A 20,673-nucleotide genomic window follows, 5' to 3' on the forward strand; every position below is an offset into this window, starting at 1 on the left:
GTGTGATCAGGGTGCCGCGGTCTGCGGCTTGGCACGTCCGTTCCACCGGAACTGCCAGATCAGGTCCAGTGCGTTGTCATCGCCCGCCTGAGCGCGCAAGGTGAAGCGCTGCGCCGCCCGGTAAATCAGTTGCCAGTTGCCGGTGGTGGCGTTGAGGTTGCGCTCGTAACCCAGGTACCAGCGCTCCGAGAGCTGTTTGCCAAGGTTGACCACCGTTTCACGCACGGTGCCGTCGGTCTGGCGCACCGACAACTCATCCAGGCCCAGGCGCTGCACTAGGGACTCGCTGGGGCCGCCGCTTTCACCCGACAACAAGGCCACCGCCGCGGTCTGCAACAGACCGATGTCGGCGCCGTCCAGGCCGGAGGGCGCGCGCCCCAGCAGCAGCCACGACAGCTTCTCGGTCTCTGACATCGAGGGCTCCGAGTACAGCCGGATGCGCGGGTCCTGGGCTGTGCCCGTGATCGTGACCCCGACCTTGACATCGTCAGCCCGTGCCGCCGGCGACTGGGCGCGCATGGCCCGCAAGTCCAGACGAGGGTTCTCGATCGGGCCGGTGAAGGTGATGCCGCCTCGGTCAATGACCAGGCGCTGCCCATAGGCCGCGTAGACACCGTCTTTGACCGTCACGGTGCCGGTGAGGCTGGGGCGGTTGTTGGGGGTGGTGAGCTGCAAAGCGCCTTGCAGGGTGGCCTCCAGGCCGCGACCGCGGATGCGCAGCCGCTGCCCCAGGTCGATGCCGATCTGGATGTCGGAGCGGCGTTCGGTGGCGCCATCGCCCGAGGCCTCTGCGGTGTCGTCAGACTCGCCCGGCCGGTTGACCACCCGGACGTCGTCACCGATCGTGGGCGCATCAGAACGGCTGATGTCAAACAGACCCTCGTCCACCTTGAGCTGACCCGTGGCCGTCACATCGTCGCCCTGCAACCGAGCTTGCACGCCACCGGACAGGCGCAGGCGCCGGTCGATGCGTTGCAAGGCGGTGAAGCGCTGCAACTGCGCGTCGAGCGTGGCCTGGGGTTGTTCCCCCAGTTCGGCCAGACCCGACAGCCGCAACTGCCCACCCTGCCCGTCAGCGAACATGAGCTCATCCAGACGCACCTGACTGCCATCCAGCACCATGGACAGACGGCCATCACTGAGCGAGACGCCCGTGAGCAACTGGCTGGCCGACAGTTCTTCGCCACGAACGCCGCCGGTCAGCCTGGGCTCGGCCAGGCTGCCGCCGAGGGCCGCCCAGGCCTGAAGCTTGCCGCCCAGGCGCCAGCCAGCCGGCAGCCAGTTGCCCCAGGGTCGCAATGAAGGGGCGTTGAACGCCAGCTCACCCGACAGGGGGCTGTGCACATCGGGCAAACGGTGCGCAGGCCGCGCCGTGAGCTGCTGACGGGCCTGCACATCGCCCAGGACGCGGCCATTGAAGCGCTGGGTCAGCGTCCACACGCCCTGTCGGGCAGACAACTCGATGCGGGCATCCCGAATGCCCAGCCGCTGTGCCTGACCACCCTGGATGGCTTGCTCAATGATCTGAAGGTCACCCTCGCGACGTTGCAGGTGGGCCTGCACCTGCCAGGGCTGCTCTGGCGTGTGGACGATGGACACGCCGCCTTCCAGCTCCAGATCGCCTGCCCAGCCCACCTGCGGCTGGAGCTGCTGCAACCAGGGCGCCACGCGCCAAGGCATCAACTGGGCTTGCAGGGTCAGGGCATCGACGGGCACCCCATCGGCGGCCTGCAGTGCGCCACGAGGCCGCTGCCAGCGCGCCTGTTGCACACGCCAGGTCAGCCCCGCCGTGTTCAAGTCGGAGGCCGACACCTCGATGCGGTCATGCTGGGCCGTGCGTTGCCAACGCCAGGGCAGGTCGTCAACCACCAACCATGACCGTTGCTGAGTCTCGGCGGATCGACCTGCGCGACGAGCCATCCAGCTTTCCAGCACACGCACCTGCTGCAGTGCACCGCGCCAGGCGGGCTGCGCGCTGGCCAGCCCCTCAAAGCCACCTTGCACTCCCCCGGACAGGCTCCAGGTGCGCTCGGACGGCAGCTCAGCCCTCACCTGCCAGCGAGCGCGGTGCTGCCCCACCTCGCCTTGTGCAGACACGTCCAGCTCTGGCACCTTCAGGTCGCCCAGCCCCGCGCGCTGAAGGCTCAGACCACGGGCCTGCACCTGCACTTCGACCGGTGAGGTGGCCTCATGGCCTTGCCAATCCCACCGGGCTTCGGCCTGCGGCACGCTGACGGTGGTGGCCTGCGGGTCGCGCCACAGCAGCGCCTGCACCGACGCTTGCCCGGACGTGACCCACTGCGGCCACTGCCCGCTCAATGCGATGTTGCCCTGGGTACGACCGCTCAACTGCTCGGCCCCCGCCAGCACGGCCCAAGGCTGCAAGGCCTCCAGCGCATCCATCTGCCATTTCGCCTTGAGTGTCCATCGCGTGCCCAGGGTCGCCGCGCCCTGCGCGTTGGTGACCAAAGGCACGCGGCCCTCCACGTCCAGCCGGTTGCCGCCCAGATCGGCCTGTGCGCTCAGGCTCATCACCGAGGACGCGTCAGAACGCCAGTCCACCGTGGCTTGCAGCGGCACGTCGGCCAGCAGGCTGCGCTCCATGCGCAAGCTGGCCTGGCCGCGCCATTGGGCGTCCAGATCGAACGACGCGTTCCCCGTCAGCGCGTGCCGCCCCCGGGCCGCCATCGGCCAGGGCAGCCAGACGGAAGGGTCCAGCGCCTGAAGCACCACCTGCCCTGAGGCTTTCCAGGGCTGCCCCTCGGCCAGGGTCACGCGGACGTCTCGAAACTCGCCCGAGCCTTGCCCGGTGCGGGTGCTCAGGCGAGTCACCTCCAGCAACTGACCTGCGGCCGTGACCGCATACGACGCCTCCAGCGACAGCGACACCGGTCGGGCCGCCGCACCGCGCCCATGCACCCCTTGAACCTCGCCTCGCACGGCCAGCCCCTCGGGCTTGGTCAGCCGCGGGCGCAAGGCCAGACGGGCCTGGCTGCGCACATCCGGCGCCGAGGTGTGCACACCACGTGGGTTGAAGCCATCCCAGCTCAGCACCAGACCGTCGGCATCCTGGGGACGCCCTTGCAGGCGGATGACGCCTGGCGGCTCGCCGGATCGCTCAGACGATGGACGCCAGCCGGGCACCGTCAGCTCCAGGTCCACCGCGGTGTCCAGCACCCAGGTGCGCCAAGGCACCTGGCCCGGCCGTTGTTGCCACGACACCTCGCCCGAGAGGGCCTGCAGGGGCAGGCGTTGCGCATCCCAGGCGCCCGCTGGCGCGTTGCGCAAGGCCAGGGTCAGGGTGCCCGGGCCCTGGGCATCGGCCTGCAATGACACGCGCCCAGACAGTCTGGCCAGCGGCCAGCCGGCCGCATCGCGTCGGGCTGCTGCGGCCAATCCTGCCGGGTTGACCGCGTCCAGCTCGGCCTGTGCCGACACCAGCGGCCAGGGTGCAAACGGCAAGAGCTGTGCACGCGCATTCAGCGTGGACGGCGACTGCTCACCTTCCACGGCCCAGCGGGCCGTGGCCTGCGCCTGCAAATCGGCCAGCGGGCCTGTGATGTTCAACGCCAGCCCGGGCTGCCCCGGCGTGGGAATCACCTGGCTGACGTTGAGCTTGAGCGCCACCGGCAGGGGCGATGCCGCCCCCACCGTGGCCTGCCCTTGCAGCCGCCAACCCTGCACATCCAGTCGGTCCAGAACCAGGCGATGCGTGACCCCGGCGGGCTCAGGGGTGCCCGAGGCGCCAGAAGACCCACTCGGCACCATCGCCTGCAGGCTCAGACGCACATCACGCAAAGGCTCTGGCCCCCACAGGGTGCTGTGCGCCTCGACCACAGACAGCGCCCCCAGCCGCACCGACACCGGCAAGGCCAGGGTGGTCGGGGCCTGCAATGGCGCACTCGCTGGTGCAGCAGGGTCTGGCACCCAATCCAGGGTCAGGCGCTGCACCGCCAGGCGGTCGGCTTCGACCGCGACGCCCCACGGGGCCGTCTCGTCCCAGGCCAGGCGCAAGCCCTGCCAAACCAACTGCTCCAGCACCACTTGCCCGCCGCGCGGCAACTGCACGGTGACCCGCGCGGCCTTGAAGTCGCCCCACAAGGCGCCCTCAGGCAGCGACACCTCCACCCCGGGCAGGCGCTTGAGCAACTGCGCCGAGGCCCAGGGTTGCCGCAGCCCGACCCAGGCCGCCGCCACCAGCATCACGACCAACAACAAAGGCAGCAGGCCGGCGGTGGTCACCCACCAGCGGGTCTTGGGGGCCGCAGGCGCCGTCACAGGCTGATCCCCACGCTGAAGTGCAGCCGCCAGGACGCCACCCGATTGCCATAGGCCACATCCAGCCGCAAGGGCCCCACCGGGCTGCGCCAGCGCACGCCCAGGCCGTAGCCCGTGTTGGCACTCAGGTCCTGAAACCGATCAGCGGCGTCGCCGACATCGGCAAACAAGGCCCCCCAGACCGCCGGCGGCAATCCTGGCAGGGGATGCGCCACCTCGACACTGGCGGTGTACAAGGTGCGCCCCCCGATCACCACCCCATTGCGCGTGATGCCCAGCGACCGGTAGGCGTAACCACGCACCGACTCGTCGCCACCGGCCCTGAACAACAGCGTGTCGGGCACGCTCACATCGTCGGCCGCCAGCACGTCACCCAGTTCACCGCGCGCGGTCAGGTGCCACTGCCCTCCCAGGGGCAGGTAGGCGTTCACCCGGCCATACAGTCGGCCAAACCACCCCACCTGATTCAGCGCAGAAAAGGTGCGCCCACCCGACGCCTGCGCCAGCACGGTGTAGCCCTTCAAGGGCAGCACCTGGTTGTCAACCTCGCGCAAGATCCACTGCGTGGTCAGGCTCAATGCACTGGCGTCCGACAGCAAGACATCGCCCTGATCACGCACCGCCGTGCTTTGCCACTCGACGTAGTTCGTGCGCTCCAGCCGTTCACCCTCATGCAGGCGGCCCACCCGCACACGACGGCTGAGGGTTTCGGAGTCGAACGAATCGATCGTGCGCGACCACTCGGCCGAGGCGAGGCCACGCCGGCGGCCCGGCCAGGGGTGGGAGGTCAGGTCCAGCTGCAGCAGCGATTCCTTGGTGCCCCACTGCACCTTGCTGCGAGACAGCCAGTTGCTGCGAAACGGGTTGCGGTGCAGATGTTCCAGCGTGATGCGAGGCCCCGTGTCGCTGCTGACACCGACCCCGGTGGTGGCCGTCTGCAAGGGCAACTCGCGCAAGCTGATGCGCACGGGCGCCTGGCCCGGCTGGGCCGGATCCGGATCGGCCGACACGAACACGTTTTCAAACAGGTTGAGCTTCTGGAGTCGCTCTTGCCAATCCAGCAGCATCGACTCCTGGTAGCGTGCGCCCGGCTCGAAGGGCGCCACGTTCAGCACCGACGACAGGGGGTGGTAAGCCAGCCCGGTCACCTGCACATCGCCAAAATGAAACAGCGGGCCGGAATCGGCCACCAGGAACAGCCGCGCCTGGTGGGTGCTGGCATCGACGGTGGCCGAGGTACCGCTCCAGCTGGCCAGCGGAAACCCCTGGGCACGCATCTGCGCCAAGGCCGCGTTTTTGGACGATGACCAGGCGCCCTGGGTGAACAGCTCACCATCTTGCAGGCCCCATCCCGCACGCAGGCGCTCCTGCAAGGCCTGCGCCTGCGGGTCCTCGTCCTGTAGCAGCTGATCCAGATCGCCTTCAAACAGGAACCGGGTGTCACGGATGCGGGATCGGGGCCCGGGCTCGACCCTGATCGACACCCGCTGAGGTGCCTCGCTGGCCTGGTTGGCAGGCTCCTGAACGGCCACATCCACGCGCGCAGCAAAGTAGCCTTCGGCTTCCAGCAAGGCGCGCGCCTGATCCGGCACGGCAGCCACCAGGCGCCTGAGCTCGGAGCGGGTCACCCGCACGGGCTCACCATCGACGGTCTCGTTCTGAAAACGAGCCACGTCCAGGTACGACCTCAGCAGGCGGGCCAGTTCGTCCGGCGCCTGGATGTCGAGCGTCCAGCGCGCCGGCACACGCCAGCGGGGAGCGGGCTGCTCCGCCGGGGACACGCTGGGCTCAACGGTCTGCGCCATGCAGACCCCCGACCACCAGCCCAACCCAGCGACAACACCCCCATGGGCCAGGGCGGCCAAGCCCCTGACCAACCGCTGCCGCACTCCCAGGCCCAGGCTCATGAACTCGTCACTTGGTCAGCAAACGCATGGCCGCTTCCAGCCCCTGCAAACTCATGGGATACATGCGCCCACCCACCAGCCGGTGAATGATGTCGATGCTTTGGCGATACGGCCACACCCCGGGCGGCTCGGGGTTGATCCACGCATGGCTGGGAAAGGCATGCGTCAGGCGCTGGATCCATTCGGCGCCAGGCTCGTCGTTGTTGTACTCGACGCTGCCGCTGGGCTCCAGGATCTCGTAGGGGCTCATCGTGGCGTCGCCCACGAAGATCAGCTTGTAGTCCTTGTTGTACTTGCGGATGATGTCCCAGGTGGGAATCTTCTCGGTGTAGCGCCGATGGTTGTTGCGCCACATGAAGTCATAAACGCAGTTGTGGAAGTAATAAAACTCCAGGTGCTTGAACTCGGACTTGGCCGCCGAGAACAACTCTTCCACGCGATGGATGTGGTCGTCCATGGTGCCGCCCACGTCCATCAGCAGCAGCACCTTCACGGCATTGTGGCGCTCCGGCACCATCTTGATGTCCAGCATGCCGGCGTTGGCCGCCGTGGCGTGGATGGTGTGGTCCAGGTCCAGCTCTTCGGCCGCCCCCGTGCGCGCAAACTTGCGCAGGCGGCGCAACGCCACCTTGATGTTGCGCGTGCCCAGTTCGATGCTGTCGTCGTAGTCGGCAAACTCGCGCTTGTCCCACACCTTGACCGCTTTGCGATGGCGTGAGCGCTCCTGGCCAATGCGGTACCCCTCCGGGTTGTAGCCATTGGCGCCGAACGGCGAGGTGCCGCCCGTGCCGATCCACTTGTTGCCGCCTTCGTGCCGTTCTTTTTGCTCTTCCATGAGCTGCTTGAAGCGGTCCATGAGCTTGTCCCAACCCATGGCTTCGATCTGGGCCTTTTCTTCGGGGCTCAGCTCTTTTTCAAGGTGTTTGCGCAGCCACTCCAAGGGAATACCCTTGGTCAGATCGACGGCTTCGCTGACCCCCTTGAAGTAAGCTGAAAAGGCGCGATCAAACTTGTCAAAATGTGTTTCATTCTTGACCAGCGTGAGTTTGGCCAGATGGTAGAAGTCGTCCACCGAGGGCTCGATGACCCCCTCCCGCATCGCTTCGAGCAGGGTGAGGTATTCGGGAATCGTCACCGGCAGCCGGGCCGATCGCAGCGCAAAGAAGAAATCAATGAGCATGGGTGTCTCGCCTTGTTGCCCCTATTGTGGCCCTGGAATGGGCCTGACGTGCGCGTCGGGTCATTGCCCCACGTGCACAGCCTTTGAGTGATGGCTTCTCACCACCAACTGATCGCATTCATCCTCCTGACCCACACCCTCACCACCCTGACCTGGCTGATCGGGGGTGGGGTGATGGGTCTGTCACGGCGCGCGGCGCGCCACTGGATGGGCGCCAGCCTGGCCAACGGCATGGCGCTGTTGCTGCTGGTCCAGAATCAACATGACGCCAACGTGGGTCGCAACCTGCTGTCGGCCACCCTGGCAGCCTGGGGCGCCTTTGGTTTCCGCCGTGGTCTGCAGGCCTTTTTGCGCCTGCCCACCCGCGATGCACTGCAGGCCGCCAGCCTGGGCATGCTCACCCTGTTCACGCTGGGCCTGTGCTGGCCCATGGCCTGGGATACCGCGGGGTCGCTGACCGCGGTGGCCATCTCGGCGGCCGTCTTGCTGATCAGCGCACATCAGACCCACCCGGCATTGAGCGCCGAGTTCGATGCCTCGACGGCCTGGGTCTCCACCACCGTGCATGTGCTGGCCGTGTTGATGTTCGTGGCCATCGCGCTGGTGTCCCAGGGATGGACGCCTGACGCATGGCACGCGGTCATGAACCCGGATGTCATGCGCTTCTGGGTGGTCTTCACGAGCGTGGGGCTGTCGATCGCCGGCAGCTTTGTGCTGGGCTACGTGGTGGTCATGCGCCTGGTACGCCGACTGGAGTACCTGTCTCAGCACGACGCATTGACCGGATTGCTCAACCGCCGCGCCATTGAAACCCTCATGGACAAAGAGGCGCAACACCTGCACCGATTTGGCGACCCATTCGCCCTGGTGCTGATCGACGTGGACCACTTCAAGCGGGTCAACGACCGGCTGGGCCATGCCGCTGGCGACCTGGTGCTCAGCGCCGTGGCATCGGTGCTGCAAAGCCAGGCGCGAGAGGTGGACCATGTGGCGCGTTTTGGCGGCGAGGAGTTTTGTGTGCTCTTGCCCCGCACCGACGGCGAAGGCGCCCGGCTGGCGGCCGAGCGCTTCAGGGAAGCCGTGCTGGCCACGGTGGTGCCCTGGTCGGACGAATCGGTGAGCGTGACGGTGAGCGTGGGCGTGGCGGCCACCAACGACCCGAACGAAGCCCTGCACCACGTCTTGCGACGCGCCGACGAGGCGCTGTACCGCGCCAAGGCCCAAGGCCGCAACCGCGTCGTGACCGCCCAGCGTCGACTGGTGGCCTGACGACACCACCAATCCGCGCGGCTGCGCTCAGCGGTTGTTGCGGGCCATGAACACCAGCTTCTCGAACAGGCTCAGGTCCTGCTCATTCTTGAGCAGCGCCCCGACCAGCGGCGGCACAGCGGCCTTTTGATCCTGGCTCTGGAGCACCTCGGGCGGGATGTCTTCGGCCACCAGCAGCTTGAGCCAGTCAATCAGCTCGGACGTGCTGGGCTTTTTCTTCAGGCCCGGCAGGTTGCGCACCTCGTAGAACTGACGCAGGGCCGCCGACAGCAGATCACGTTTGATGTGGGGGAAGTGCACTTCCACGATCTTTTCCATCGTGGTCGCGTCCGGGAAGCGGATGTAGTGAAAGAAACAGCGGCGCAAGAAAGCGTCGGGCAGGTCTTTTTCGTTGTTGGACGTGATGATCACCAGCGGACGGTGCACGGCCTTGATGGTCTGCCGTGTCTCGTACACATAGAACTCCATGCGATCGATTTCGCGCAGCAGGTCGTTCGGAAACTCGATGTCGGCCTTGTCGATCTCATCGATCAGCAAGGCCACCGGCTGGTCGGCCTCGAACGCTTGCCACAACACCCCTTTGACGATGTAGTTGTGGATGTCCTTGACCTTTTCTTCGCCCAGTTGGCTGTCGCGCAGGCGGCTGACCGCGTCGTATTCATAGAGCCCCTGTTGCGCTTTTGTGGTCGATTTGATGTGCCATTGCAACAGCGGCATGCCCAGCGCGGCCGAGACTTCTTCGGCCAGCATCGTCTTGCCGGTGCCGGGTTCGCCCTTGACCAGCAGGGGGCGCTGCAGTTTCAGCGCGGCATTGACGGCCAGTTTCAGGTCGTCAGTGGCCACGTATTGGTCGGTGCCTTGGAATTTCATGCGCTGTCTCAACCGGGTTGTTACTGTGTTCGAGTATAGGCCGACAGCCAATAATGGTTTGACCTGCGGGCCTTTATGGCAACCCTCAACCCTCATGAACACCTCACGCATGAACGCCTTGCCCCGACTGCCCCGCTTGCTGCTCGCCGTTGCGGCGGCCGGCTTCACCTCGGTATCGACCCCCACCCTGGCGCAGGACGCCCCTGTGGGCCAGGCGTCTGCGGGCGCCCAAAAAGCCGCCATGTGCATCGGTTGCCATGGCATCGTGGGCTACCAATCCAGCTTCCCCGAGGTCTACAAAGTGCCCATGATCTCGGGCCAGGGCGCAGCCTATGTCAGCGCGGCCCTGCAGGCTTACCGCAAGGGCGACCGCCAACACCCCACGATGCGCGGTGTGGCGGTCTCGCTGAGCGACCAGGACATCGCCGACCTGGCGGCGTTCTATGCCAGCCATGGCGAGGGCGCGCCCGCCGTGCCGGCCGCGCCGCCGGCGGCGCCCCCTGAGGTGCAAGCGCTGCTGGACCGTGGGGCCTGCATGTCGTGCCACGGCGCCAACTTCAACAGCCCGATCGACCCCTCCTACCCCAAGATCGCGGGCCAGCACAGCGACTACCTGTACGCCGCGCTGCGCGCCTACCAGGTGGAAGGCAAGCCCTACCAGGGCCGCTCCAACGCCATCATGCGGGGGCAGGTCAAGGCCTTCACCCAGGCCGAACTCAAGCAGATGGCACGTTACATCGGCAGCCTGCCGGGCGATCTGCGGGTGGTACCGCAAAGCCGCTTCCGCTGATATCCGGGCGGTGGCACGGCCTGAATGAACAAAGCCCGCCATCGGCGGGCTTTGTGTTTGGGGTGCCGGGCCAGCCGGTGATGGTCTGGCCTGCGGCAGTATCAGCGTTCAGCTGGCATCCACGATCAGCTTGTTCTGGTCCAGCAGTTTGGCAATGACCTCGACGTCGCCCGCACCCGCGGTCAAACCGAGGTCTGCGCGCAGGTCCACCCCTTGCAAGACGATGCGCTGGGTTTCCGTGCCCATGCCACCGGCATCAAAATCACCCGCGTGGCTGACGTGGATCACGGTGTCGCTGCCTGCGGTCTCGAAGTGCAGGAACTTGTCGAGGTTGCCGGTGCCACCGGTGGTGTTCTCTCCTTGCAGCAGGTCGCGCAAGTCCAGCACGTCGCCACCGGCCGACGGGGCGCGACCGTCAAAGTCACGGATCACGTCGACCGCCGCAGCGCCGCCGACCCCACCCGTGCCCTGGTCGCCCAGGCTCCAGGCAAAGACGTCCGAGCCAGGGCCGCCCAGCAGCAGGTCATTGCCCGCACCGCCCGACAGGCGGTCATCGCCATCGCCGCCGTACACCAGGTCGTTGCCCGCACCCGCGGCCACGGTGTCATTGCCCTGACCAGCGTAGATCACGTCGGCCTGGGCGGTGCCCACCAGGTTGTCATCCCCTGACGTACCCGACAGCACCACGGCCTTGTCGACCTCGATGCGCAACTGCGAGCTGACCTCGTCGCCATCACGGTCACTCAGGGTGAACTCGATGGTCTCGGACTGCACACCGGTCAGGTTGGGCGAGGCCGCGTAGCTGTAGTCCCCGGTGCTCATGTCGATCGTCAGGCGACCGCCCAGGCTGGTCGTCACCGACACCTCCGTGTTGGCGTCGTCAAAAAGGTAGGTGACCCCGTCAATGACCACCTTTTCCACACGGCCAAAGCCATCGGCCCCCATCACGGACTCGACCGTGCCGGCCGCGCCCAGGTTGCCCACGGCAAACTCGGTGGCGGTGCCATTGAGCACCTGCTCCAATTGGGTGAGGTCAGACACCACCACCCCGTCCATGTTCATCCCGGCCTGGCCGTCAAACGCGACCGGGTTCAGGTAGGTTTGGCTCACGTTGGTGCCCAGACCGATCGCATAGCTCTTGATGTTGTTGGCCTGCAGGAAGCTGGTCCAGGCGGCTTCTTCGGTCAGGCCGATGCCGTCACCCAAGGCCTCTTGCGTGATGTTGCCGTCCTGTCCATTCTGGCCCGAGCTGGGGTTCTCGCGAGACAAGGTCGGGTTGCCATCCGACAGGAAGTAGGCCACGCTCTGGGCATTGCTCAGCTTTCCTGAGGTGGCGCCGTAGGCCTCCATGGCCTTGTCCAGCGCCGCGTCGTAGTTGGTCTGGCCGGTCAGTTGCACCGATTCCAGCAATTCCTTGGCCTTGTCCACGGTCACCCAGTCTTCAACATCACTCAGCGCACTGGCCGATGAGTTGAACGTGACCAGTCGCACACGGACGTTACCCACGTCATCGTAGCGGTCCAGCAACTTACCGATGGCCTCGACGGCCGCCTCCAGGCGGGTGAGGTCACCGATGCCGCTGGGCACGCGCATGCTGCTGGAGTTGTCCAGCACGATCAGCAGGTTGGTGTCCAGAGAAGCCACCTCGCGGGAGATGTCGGCCTGCGCCGGGGCATCATCTTCGACCTGGATGGTCAATGTGGTGGCGCTGGTGTTGAGCCCATCGCTGACGCTGACCGGGAAGCTGATCGGCAGCGCATCCTCGCCCTGCGCCGGGTGCTGCAGCGGCATGTTCAGCGTGAAGGTGTAAGCGCCATCAGCGCCGACCACCATGGTGGCGGCCACGGGCGCACCCGCCCCCGTGCCCACCGTACCGATCCAGCCGCCCTGCCCATCCGATGTCCAGCTGATGGGCGTGGTGGAGCCCACCACGTAGAGGGTCTCTGTGGGGGCGCCCACGGTCACGGTGACGGCATCGCCGTCGGCATCGCTGGCCTGGATCTGGCCGATCACGACGGCGCTGTTGCTGTTGTCGCTGGCGCCATCCGCATCCGGCAGCCCGCCATTCAGCCCCTCTTCGGACACAGCCTGGGGCTGGGCAAGCACGGTCGGTGCGCTGTCGTTGTCACGGATCTCGGCCTCGTTCGTGGCGCTGGGATTGACCGTGTTGCCCGCCACCACGTTGGCTGTCAGACGAACATATTCGGTGGGCTCGATGGCCTGATCGTCCACCGTGGACAGGCGCAGGTTGATCTGGGTCTGGCCCGGCGCAAACGTCAGCTCGCCCGAAGCGGGCACGTCCGTCCACACGCCAGGCGCCGACTCGTACTGCAGTTGGGTGCCGGTGTCGACACCCACGGTGGCGGGGCTTGTGCCCGCATTGCCGGCACCATCAGCCAGGGTCAGTTGCACAGTGACGGCCTCTGACGACGGTTTGTTCAGCGCGAGCACATAAGGCAGTTGACCGCCTTCGGTCACACCCGTCGAGAAGATGGACAGAACAGGCGGTGCGGCAGACACGTTGATGGTGCTGACCGCGGTGTTGCTGTCCAGGCCGGTTTCGTCAGTGACCGTGACTTCGATCTGCCGCGGCGTGGTACTGGGGTTGTCCTGCTCGGTTTCAAACGTGATGGCCTGGATGGCGGTCTGGTAATCGGCCAGGGAGGCGTTGCCCGTCAGGATGATGGTGTAAGGATCGGACGAGGGCGACAACGTGATACCCACAGGCAGATCACCCAGGGCCAACACATCGTCGGCCTGCGGATTGGTCAGGACGATGGTGGCACCCGACATCTGGGTGCTGTCGGTGTCCGTGATCAGGGAATCAATGTCTGCGATGGACACCGGCCCACCGTTGCCCAGTGCGGACGTCTGGTAGCCCGTGCCAGTGGCGGCCGAGTTGTTGGCATCCAGATCAAGGCTGGGCGGGACCGGCGGCGTGGGCTCGGGCTCGCCCTCATCCGTGCTGGCCGGCAACGCGCGCTGGTCGGCGGTGGAGCCGATCGGGAAGCCCGAAGGGCCACGCTGGGTGTCGTACTGGTAAGACAGCGGGGTCACGCCTTCTTGCACGCGGTCCACGCGCAGGCCGGGCAAGAGGCCACCGCTGGCGCCACCCGTCAAACCGGCGGCTGGGGCCTCTTCATCGGTTTCGATGGCCGTGATCGCCTGGTCGACCGGGTCTGCGGGCGCAGCCACGACCGGCTTGGCATCGGGATCAGGCGAGATCTGCACCCAACTGTTGTCATCGGTGACGACATGTTGACCACCCTTGACCTTGTCGCCCACATTGAGGGGCTGCAGGGTGCCATCAGGCAGGCGAATGAAGGCGGTGCCGCGAATAGCGACAACGGTACCGGCGGACATGGCAAGGATGGGCATGGCGTCTGACTCTCGGTGAACGCTGAGATGCCCACAGTGTAGGCAGATTCACCCCCGCATGGCCCATGCCGGCACCCCCAGATGGATGGTTAACCCCCCAAGAAGCCGCAATTCCGTGACAAGCATCACACAGTGATGCACTGCAGCATCAGCTAGCCGCCAGCCGTTGAATGCGCTCCAGGTAGGCCAGGGCGTCGGGCGGCTGCCCTGAGCGCTGGCTTTCCCAAAGGGTTTCGCCCAGCGCGTCCATCACCCCGTGATGGGCCTCGTGCAGTGAGTTGCGCTTGTGCGCCAGTCGCTCCACGGCCGCGCGGATGCCCCGGGGCTGGTCGATGCTCACCTGCTCGGATATCGACAGGTGCATGGACAAATGAAGGAAGGGATTGGTGCGCCCCTCCTCCACCGTGAATTGGGCCGCCACGGCAGCTTCGGCGTCGGCCAGATCGTCGTGGTACTCGGGGTGCTGGCTGATCCAGTCGGCCGCCAGTGCCTCCATGGGCGCCAGGGGCTGTGCCGCCTGGTGCTTGGCCCAGGCCTCGCAGAAAAAGCGGCGCACGGTTTCCTGGTTGGGTGCAAACATGGTGGCGCTGCCTCAAGCCAGGCTCAAACGCCCAGCAGTTCAACTTCAAACATCAGGGTGGCGTTGGGGGGGATCACGCCACCCGCGCCACGGGCGCCGTAGCCCAGCTGGGGCGGGATGACCAGGATGCGGGTGCCGCCCACCTTCATGCCCTGCACACCCTCGTCCCAGCCGCGGATGACGTGGCCGGCGCCCAGCGGGAACTCGAAGGGGTCGTTTCGGTCTTTGCTGGAATCGAACTTGGCGCCCTTGACGCCGTTGTCGTACAGCCAGCCGGTGTAATGCACGGTGACGTAAGCGCCAGCCTTGGCCAGCTCGCCGCTGCCTTCGGTGACGTCTTCGTATTGCAGACCAGAGGTGGTGGTGACCACGGGCATGGCGATTCCTTTCAGGGTAGAGGTGTCCAAAAACAAGGGCCCGAGTCTAACCTCGGGCCCTGCGGGATGCATGTCAACAGGGACTTCAGATCGACATCAATTCACGCACACCGTCGGCCTCCATGTCGGCACCGCGGCCACGGCGAATCACCTCGCCACGCTCCATCACCAGGTACTGGTCGGCCAGTTCGGCCGCAAAGTCGTAGAACTGCTCCACCAGCACCACGGCCATCTTCTGGCCATTCAAGCCCTCGTCGGCCAGCTTGCGAATGGCCCGTCCGATGTCTTTGATGATGCTGGGCTGGATGCCCTCGGTGGGCTCATCCAGGATCAGCACCTTGGGGCCGGCGCACAGCGCGCGGGCGATGGCCAGCTGCTGCTGCTGCCCGCCGGAGAGGTCGCCACCCCGGCGACCCAGCATCTGCTTGAGCACGGGAAAGAGCTCGAACAACTGCTCGGGCACCGGCGTGCTGCCGGGCTTGGAGGCCAGGCCCATCTGCAGGTTTTCGGCCACCGTGAGGCGACCGAAGATCTCGCGGCCCTGGGGCACATAACCCATGCCCAGACGAACCCGCTCGTAAGGTTTTTGTCCGTTGATGGAGCGGCCATCGAGCTGGATGTCGCCGCTCTTGATGGGCACGAGACCCATCAGGCTCTTGAGCAGCGTGGTTTTGCCCACGCCGTTGCGCCCCAGGATGACGGTGACCTCGCCCACTTTGGCCTCGAAGCTCAGGCCGCGCAGGATGTGCGAGCCGCCGTAGTATTGATTCACACTGTTGATTTGCAGCATCTCTGCCCTCTCACGTCATCACGTCTTGCCCAACCCAGCGGCCACCGTGGAACCGGCTTCGCCGGGCCACCAGTGGCGCCCCCTTGAGGGGGAGCGCTGAAAGCGCTCGGGGGTGGGCCCATCCTTAACGTCCCAGATAAACCTCAACGACCTTGTCGTTGGCCTGCACCTCGGCCAGCGTGCCTTCGGCCAGCACCGAGCCCTCATGCAGCACGGTCACCTTCTTCTTGCCGGCCGTGGGGCCTTGCGTGGTCAGCTCGTGGATGAACTTCATGTCGTGCTCAACGACGACCAGCGAGTGCTTGCCCTCCAGCGAGAGGAACAACTCGGCCGTGCGCTCGGTTTCTTCATCTGTCATGCCCGCCACGGGTTCGTCCAGCAGCAAGAGCTTGGGGTCTTGCATGAGCAACATGCCGATCTCCAGCCACTGCTTTTGCCCGTGCGAGAGCAAGCCGGCCGTGCGCTGGGCCTGGTCTTTCAGGTGGATGAGCTGCAGCATGGCGGCGATGCGGTCGAGCTGTTCGCCACTGAGTTTGAAAAACACCGAGGCACGCGCCCGACGGTCGGCCTTGAGCGCCAGCTCCAGGTTCTCGAACACGCTCAGGTGCTCGAACACGGTGGGCTTTTGAAACTTGCGGCCGATGCCGATCTGCGCGATCTCGTTTTCGCGCATTTTCAGCAGGTCGATGGTTGACCCAAAAAACGCCGTGCCGGTGTCCGGCCTCGTTTTGCCGGTGATCACATCCATCATCGTGGTCTTGCCCGCACCATTGGGGCCGATGATGCAACGCATCTCACCCACCGAGATGTCCAGGCTGAGCTTGTTCAAGGCCTTGAAGCCGTCAAAGCTGACCTCGATGTCCTCCAGGTACAGGATCGAGCCGTGGGCCACATCCAGCTGGCCGGGCTCCACCACACGGCTGTAGCTGGCCTCGCGCCCGCCAGATTCTCCGGCATTGGTGGGAGCTTGATAGGCGCGCGACAGGGTCTTGGCGCCTTCTTCCATCAGATCGGGCGTCATGCCTTCACCTCCGCCTTCTTGTTGAACAGTTTCTTCACGCCGCCGACGATGCCATCGGGCAGGAACAGCGTCACCAGCACGAACAGCAGGCCCAGGAAGTACAGCCAGTACTCCGGAAAGGCCACCGTGAACCAGCTCTTGGCCCCGTTGACAAAGAAGGCGCCGATGATGGGGCCGATCAGCGTGGCGCGACCGCCCACCGCCGTCCAGATGGCCATCTCGATCGAGGCCGCGGGCGACATCTCGCTGGGGTTGATGATGCCCACCTGGGGCACATACAGGGCCCCGGCGATGGCGCACATCACGGCCGACAGCGTCCAGATCGCCAGCTTGTAGGCCAGGGGGTTGTAGCCGCAGAACATGACGCGGTTTTCGGCATCACGGATGGCCTGCAGCACCCGACCGAACTTGGTGTTCACCAGCCAGCGGGCCATCAGGTAGAAGCCGATCAGCGTGAGCCCCGTGATGATGAACAGCACCATGCGGGTGGACGGCTGGGCGATGGTGATGCCCAGGATGCGCTTGAAGTCGGTGAAGCCGTTGTTGCCGCCAAAGCCGGTTTCATTGCGGAAGAACAGCAACATGGCCGCGAAGGTGAGCGCCTGGGTGATGATGGAGAAGTACACCCCCTTGATGCGCGAGCGGAAGGCAAAGAAGCCGAAGATGAAGGCCAACAGGCCCGGCACCAGCACCACCAGGATCATCTGCCCGATGAAGGAGTCGCTGAACGTCCAGTGCCAGGGCACTTCTTTCCAGTCCAGAAACACCATGAAATCGGGCAACTCGGAGCCGTAGCTGCCATCGGTGCCGATCTGGCGCATCAGGTACATGCCCATGCCATAACCGCCCAGGGCGAAGAACAGCCCATGCCCCAGCGACAGGATGCCGGTGTAGCCCCAGATCAGGTCCATGGCCAGCGCGCAGATGGCGTAGCACATGATCTTGCCGATCAGCGCCAGCATGTAGTCGGACAGGTGGAAGGCCGAGCCCTCGGGCACCAACAGGTTGAGCACGGGGGCCAGCACCACCACGCTGATGATGGCCGCCATGAGGGCGGTCCAGCCGGTCGGGCCCAGCAGAAGCCCGCTTTGGGGCTTGAGCAAGACAGAAGAGGTGATTGAACTCATGGTGTGATTCCTCAAGCGTATCGGGGGGTCATGCCTCGCGGCCCTTGAAGGCGAACAGCCCTTGGGGTCGCTTCTGGATGAAGATCACCACCATGATCAGCACCATGATCTTGGCCAGCACGGCGCCCGACCATCCTTCCAGGAACTTGTTGATCATCCCCAGGCCCAGCGCGGCGTAGACCGTGCCGGCCAACTGCCCCACCCCGCCGGTGACCACCACCATGAACGAGTCGACGATGTAGGCTTGGCCGAGGTCTGGCCCCACATTACCCACCTGCGACAAGGCGCACCCTGCCAGCCCGGCGATGCCGGCGCCCAGCGAAAACGCCAGGGTGTCGATGCGCGCCGTGTTGACGCCCATGCACGAGGCCATGGCGCGGTTTTGCGTCACGCCGCGCACGAACAGGCCCAATCGGGTGCGGGCGATGAGCAGGGACACGCCCACCAGCACCAGCACCGCAAACGCGATGATGGCCAGGCGGTTATAGGGCAAGGTGAGGTTGCTGAGCACGTCCATGCCGCCAGACAACCAGCTGGGGTTCTCGACCTGCACGTTCTGTGCGCCGAAGATGGTGCGCACCAGCTGCATCAGGATGAGGCTGATGCCCCACGAGGCAAGCAGCGTTTCCAGCGGCCGACCGTAGAGGAAGCGAAACACACTGCGCTCCAGGATGGCCCCCACGATGGCCGCGGCCATGAAGGAGGCCGGCACGGCCAGCCAGATGTAGTAATCAAACGCGCCAGGCAGGTACTGCCGAAACAGGTTTTGCACCACGAAGGTGGCGTAAGCGCCGATCATGATCAGCTCGCCATGGGCCATGTTGATCACGCCCATGAGGCCGTAGGTGATGGCCAGACCGAGGGCGGCCAGCAACAAGATCGACCCCAGGCTGATGCCGGTGAAGATCACGCCGGCGTGTTCACCCCAGGCCAGGGTGCGGTTGACCTGTTTGAGCGAGTCTTCCAGCGCGGCCATCACGGCCGGGTCGGTTTCTTCCTCGGGCTGCATGCGCTCCATCAACAGGGCACGCACCTCGGGGCTGCCCTTGCCGGCCAGCAGACTGGCGGCCTCGATGCGCCGAGCGGGGTCTTTGGCACGCAACAGGATCTTGGCCTGCACGGTTTCCAGCTGCTTGCGCAAGGCAGGCACGGTTTCCTGGGCCAGGGCCTGCTCCACCGCAGGCAGTTTGGATTCATCCGGTGCCTCGGCCACCGCATCGATGGCGGACTCGCGCTCGTCGGCATCGTCGCTGAGCAATTTGGGCAGGGCCAGCACGGCCTCCAGCTCGCCACTCATGCGGCTGTTGTTGACCACATCTTCTGCCGCCTCGGGCAGCGGCATCACCTCACCCGTGATGGCATGGCGGGCGGTTTCGCCGTCGTAGATCAGCACGGTCTCACCCGCAACCTTCACCTGATCGGCCAACAGGGCTTCGATCAGCGCGGGCAAGGCCGGGTCATTGCGTGGCGTGAGCGCCTGCAGCGCGGCGATGCGCTCGTCGTTGTCGCCTGCCGAGATGGACAGGGCCTCGGGCATGGTGAGCGCATGCGCCCCGGACGTCAGCATCAACACCACCAGGCCGCACACGCTGGCGGCCTGCCTCAAAGAACCCCACACACGGTGTGGCGCATGGCTGACATCAATTGATTTCACAGGCATGTCCTGTCTTTCACTCATCTTGCAGCTCAAAAAAATAGCCCCCTGGGGTCACCCCCAGCGGGGCTGAACGCTCTGCAACAAAAATTCATCCGGCTGGGGCCGCTGCCCCACGACATGGGGGCAGCGGTGGTGGCCCGGATGAGGCCACCGCTGAAAGACTCACTTGACTTCAGGCTCGTCTTTCTTCTTGTCGTTGCCAGGGATGTAGGGGCTCCAGGGCTGGGCCTTGATCGGGCCCGGGGTCTTCCACACCACCTTGAACTGACCGTCGGCCTTGATCTCGCCGATGAAGACGGGCTTGTGCAGGTGGTGGTTCTTCTCGTCCATCTTGGACATGAAACCGCCCGGGGCCTTGAAGGTCTGACCCGCCATGGCCTTGATCACGGCGTCCACATCGGTGGTCTTGGCCTTGGTGACGGCCTGCGCCCACATGTTGATGCCGATGTAGGTGGCTTCCATCGGGTCGTTGGTCAGCGGCTTGTCCTTGTGGCCAGGGATGTTCTTGGCCTTGGCGTAGTCGCTCCACTTCTTGATGAAGGCGTCGTTGGTCGGGTTCTTGATCGACATGAAGTAGTTCCATGCGGCCAGGTGGCCCACCAGCGGCTTGGTGTCCACACCGCGCAGTTCTTCTTCACCCACCGAGAAGGCCACCACGGGCACGTCCTTGGCCTTCAGGCCCTGGTTGCCCAGTTCCTTGTAGAAGGGCACGTTGGAGTCGCCGTTGATGGTCGAGATCACGGCCGTCTTTTTGCCTTCAGACGCGAACTTCTTGATCTTGGCGATGATGGTTTGATAGTCAGAGTGGCCGAAGGGGGTGTACTCCTCCATGATGTCGGCCTCGGCCACGCCCTTGCTCTTCAGGAAGGCGCGCAGGATTTTGTTGGTGGTGCGGGGGTAGACGTAGTCGGTGCCCAGCAGCACGAAGCGCTTGGCCGAACCACCGTCCTTGCTCATCAGGTATTCCACAGCGGGAATGGCTTGCTGGTTGGGGGCGGCACCGGTGTAGAACACGTTCTTCTCGAGCTCTTCACCTTCGTACTGCACGGGGTAGAACAGCAGGCCGTTGTTCTCCTTGAACACGGGCAGCACCGACTTGCGGGACACCGAGGTCCAGCAACCGAAGACCACATCGACCTTGTCCTGGGTCAGCAGTTGCTTGGCCTTTTCGGCAAACAGGGGCCAGTTGGAGGCCGGATCCACCACCACGGGCTCGAGCTTCTTGCCCAGCAGGCCGCCCTTGGCGTTGATCTCGTCGATGGCCATCAGGACGGTGTCCTTGAGCACGGTTTCCGAGATGGCCATGGTGCCGGACAGCGAGTGCAGCACGCCGACCTTGATGGTGTCGGCGGCGATAGCCATGGAGCTGAAGGCCAGACCGGCGACGCCCAGGGCGACGGCGGACAGGGATTGAACGGCACTGCGACGGGTGAGTTTCATGGGTGAGCG

At 65.3% G+C, this 20,673-nt stretch carries 14 protein-coding genes; 2 read left to right on the forward strand and 12 right to left on the reverse strand.

The annotated features are described in order from the left end of the window. Positions 1-6 precede the first annotated feature (6 nt). From WNB94_RS15545 to WNB94_RS15555, 3 genes are all read right to left on the reverse strand, one after another. A complete protein-coding gene (locus WNB94_RS15545; protein WP_341391286.1) occupies positions 7-4,278 on the reverse strand; it encodes a translocation/assembly module TamB domain-containing protein in 4,272 nt (1,423 codons plus the stop codon). Further along, complete coding sequence (locus WNB94_RS15550; RefSeq protein WP_341391287.1) at positions 4,275-6,083, reverse strand: autotransporter assembly complex protein TamA; 1,809 nt, start codon at positions 6,081-6,083, stop codon at positions 4,275-4,277. Before WNB94_RS15550 ends, WNB94_RS15545 begins: the two co-directional genes overlap by 4 nt. Before the next feature lie 109 nt (positions 6,084-6,192). Next, the gene (locus tag WNB94_RS15555) at positions 6,193-7,365 is read right to left on the reverse strand and encodes a vWA domain-containing protein (protein WP_341391288.1); all 1,173 of its coding nucleotides are present in this window, start codon (positions 7,363-7,365) and stop codon (positions 6,193-6,195) included. Positions 7,366-7,455: 90 nt separating this feature from the next. On the opposite strand from WNB94_RS15555, the gene WNB94_RS15560 reads away from it, so the two are divergent. Next, complete coding sequence (locus WNB94_RS15560; RefSeq protein ID WP_341391289.1) at positions 7,456-8,634, forward strand: GGDEF domain-containing protein; 1,179 nt, start codon at positions 7,456-7,458, stop codon at positions 8,632-8,634. A gap of 27 nt (positions 8,635-8,661) precedes the next feature. Here WNB94_RS15560 and WNB94_RS15565 read toward each other — a convergent pair whose 3' ends face one another. Then, positions 8,662-9,504, reverse strand: a complete 843-nt coding sequence (locus tag WNB94_RS15565; RefSeq protein WP_341391290.1) for an AAA family ATPase — start codon at positions 9,502-9,504, stop codon at positions 8,662-8,664. A gap of 127 nt (positions 9,505-9,631) precedes the next feature. Here WNB94_RS15565 and WNB94_RS15570 point away from each other — a divergent pair, with 127 nt between their 5' ends. Continuing rightward, positions 9,632-10,294, forward strand: coding sequence for a c-type cytochrome (locus WNB94_RS15570; RefSeq protein ID WP_445819093.1), 663 nt, complete (start codon positions 9,632-9,634; stop codon positions 10,292-10,294). A 108-nt stretch (positions 10,295-10,402) separates the two neighbouring features. Here the strand turns inward: WNB94_RS15570 and WNB94_RS15575 are convergent, their stop codons facing one another. The 8 genes from WNB94_RS15575 to urtA form a co-directional block, all read right to left on the reverse strand. Next, positions 10,403-13,672 carry a type I secretion C-terminal target domain-containing protein gene (locus tag WNB94_RS15575; RefSeq protein WP_341391291.1) on the reverse strand — a complete coding sequence of 1,090 codons (3,270 nt, stop codon included), beginning with the start codon at positions 13,670-13,672 and terminating at the stop codon, positions 10,403-10,405. Positions 13,673-13,820: 148 nt separating this feature from the next. Continuing rightward, positions 13,821-14,252: a DUF1841 family protein gene (locus tag WNB94_RS15580; protein ID WP_341391292.1), complete on the reverse strand. Its 432-nt coding sequence runs from the start codon at positions 14,250-14,252 to the stop codon at positions 13,821-13,823. Positions 14,253-14,275: 23 nt separating this feature from the next. Next, a complete protein-coding gene (locus WNB94_RS15585; RefSeq protein WP_341391293.1) occupies positions 14,276-14,629 on the reverse strand; it encodes an FKBP-type peptidyl-prolyl cis-trans isomerase in 354 nt (117 codons plus the stop codon). Between the two features lie 85 nt (positions 14,630-14,714). Beyond that, positions 14,715-15,419 (reverse strand): urea ABC transporter ATP-binding subunit UrtE, encoded by a 705-nt coding sequence (urtE, locus tag WNB94_RS15590; RefSeq protein ID WP_341391294.1) that lies wholly within the window; start codon positions 15,417-15,419, stop codon positions 14,715-14,717. A gap of 124 nt (positions 15,420-15,543) precedes the next feature. Continuing rightward, positions 15,544-16,440 (reverse strand): urea ABC transporter ATP-binding protein UrtD, encoded by an 897-nt coding sequence (gene urtD, locus WNB94_RS15595; RefSeq protein WP_341391295.1) that lies wholly within the window; start codon positions 16,438-16,440, stop codon positions 15,544-15,546. Continuing rightward, on the reverse strand, positions 16,437-17,567 hold the full coding sequence (gene urtC, locus WNB94_RS15600; protein ID WP_341391296.1) for an urea ABC transporter permease subunit UrtC: 1,131 nt from the start codon (positions 17,565-17,567) through the stop codon (positions 16,437-16,439). Before urtC ends, urtD begins: the two co-directional genes overlap by 4 nt. A 28-nt stretch (positions 17,568-17,595) precedes the next feature. After that, on the reverse strand, positions 17,596-19,134 hold the full coding sequence (gene urtB, locus WNB94_RS15605) for an urea ABC transporter permease subunit UrtB (protein ID WP_341391325.1): 1,539 nt from the start codon (positions 19,132-19,134) through the stop codon (positions 17,596-17,598). Positions 19,135-19,386: 252 nt separating this feature from the next. Continuing rightward, on the reverse strand, positions 19,387-20,664 hold the full coding sequence (gene urtA / locus WNB94_RS15610) for an urea ABC transporter substrate-binding protein (RefSeq protein ID WP_341391297.1): 1,278 nt from the start codon (positions 20,662-20,664) through the stop codon (positions 19,387-19,389). Between the last annotated feature and the right edge of the window lie 9 nt (positions 20,665-20,673).

Origin of the sequence: Aquabacterium sp. A3 (assembly GCF_038069945.1) — a bacterium.
GTDB lineage: Bacteria > Pseudomonadota > Gammaproteobacteria > Burkholderiales > Burkholderiaceae_C > Aquabacterium.

Excerpts from the sequence above, each read along its gene's own strand:
- WNB94_RS15550 (WP_341391287.1), bottom strand. The coding sequence starts at position 6,083 with ATGGCGCAGACCGTTGAGCCCAGCGTGTCCCCGGCGGAGCAGCCCGCT.
- WNB94_RS15555 (WP_341391288.1), bottom strand. The coding sequence starts at position 7,365 with ATGCTCATTGATTTCTTCTTTGCGCTGCGATCGGCCCGGCTGCCGGTG.
- WNB94_RS15560 (WP_341391289.1), top strand. The coding sequence starts at position 7,456 with ATGGCTTCTCACCACCAACTGATCGCATTCATCCTCCTGACCCACACC.
- WNB94_RS15565 (WP_341391290.1), bottom strand. The coding sequence starts at position 9,504 with ATGAAATTCCAAGGCACCGACCAATACGTGGCCACTGACGACCTGAAA.
- WNB94_RS15575 (WP_341391291.1), bottom strand. The coding sequence starts at position 13,672 with ATGCCCATCCTTGCCATGTCCGCCGGTACCGTTGTCGCTATTCGCGGC.
- WNB94_RS15580 (WP_341391292.1), bottom strand. The coding sequence starts at position 14,252 with ATGTTTGCACCCAACCAGGAAACCGTGCGCCGCTTTTTCTGCGAGGCC.
- WNB94_RS15585 (WP_341391293.1), bottom strand. The coding sequence starts at position 14,629 with ATGCCCGTGGTCACCACCACCTCTGGTCTGCAATACGAAGACGTCACC.
- urtE (WP_341391294.1), bottom strand. The coding sequence starts at position 15,419 with ATGCTGCAAATCAACAGTGTGAATCAATACTACGGCGGCTCGCACATC.
- urtD (WP_341391295.1), bottom strand. The coding sequence starts at position 16,440 with ATGACGCCCGATCTGATGGAAGAAGGCGCCAAGACCCTGTCGCGCGCC.
- urtC (WP_341391296.1), bottom strand. The coding sequence starts at position 17,567 with ATGAGTTCAATCACCTCTTCTGTCTTGCTCAAGCCCCAAAGCGGGCTT.
- urtB (WP_341391325.1), bottom strand. The coding sequence starts at position 19,134 with ATGCTGACGTCCGGGGCGCATGCGCTCACCATGCCCGAGGCCCTGTCC.
- urtA (WP_341391297.1), bottom strand. The coding sequence starts at position 20,664 with ATGAAACTCACCCGTCGCAGTGCCGTTCAATCCCTGTCCGCCGTCGCC.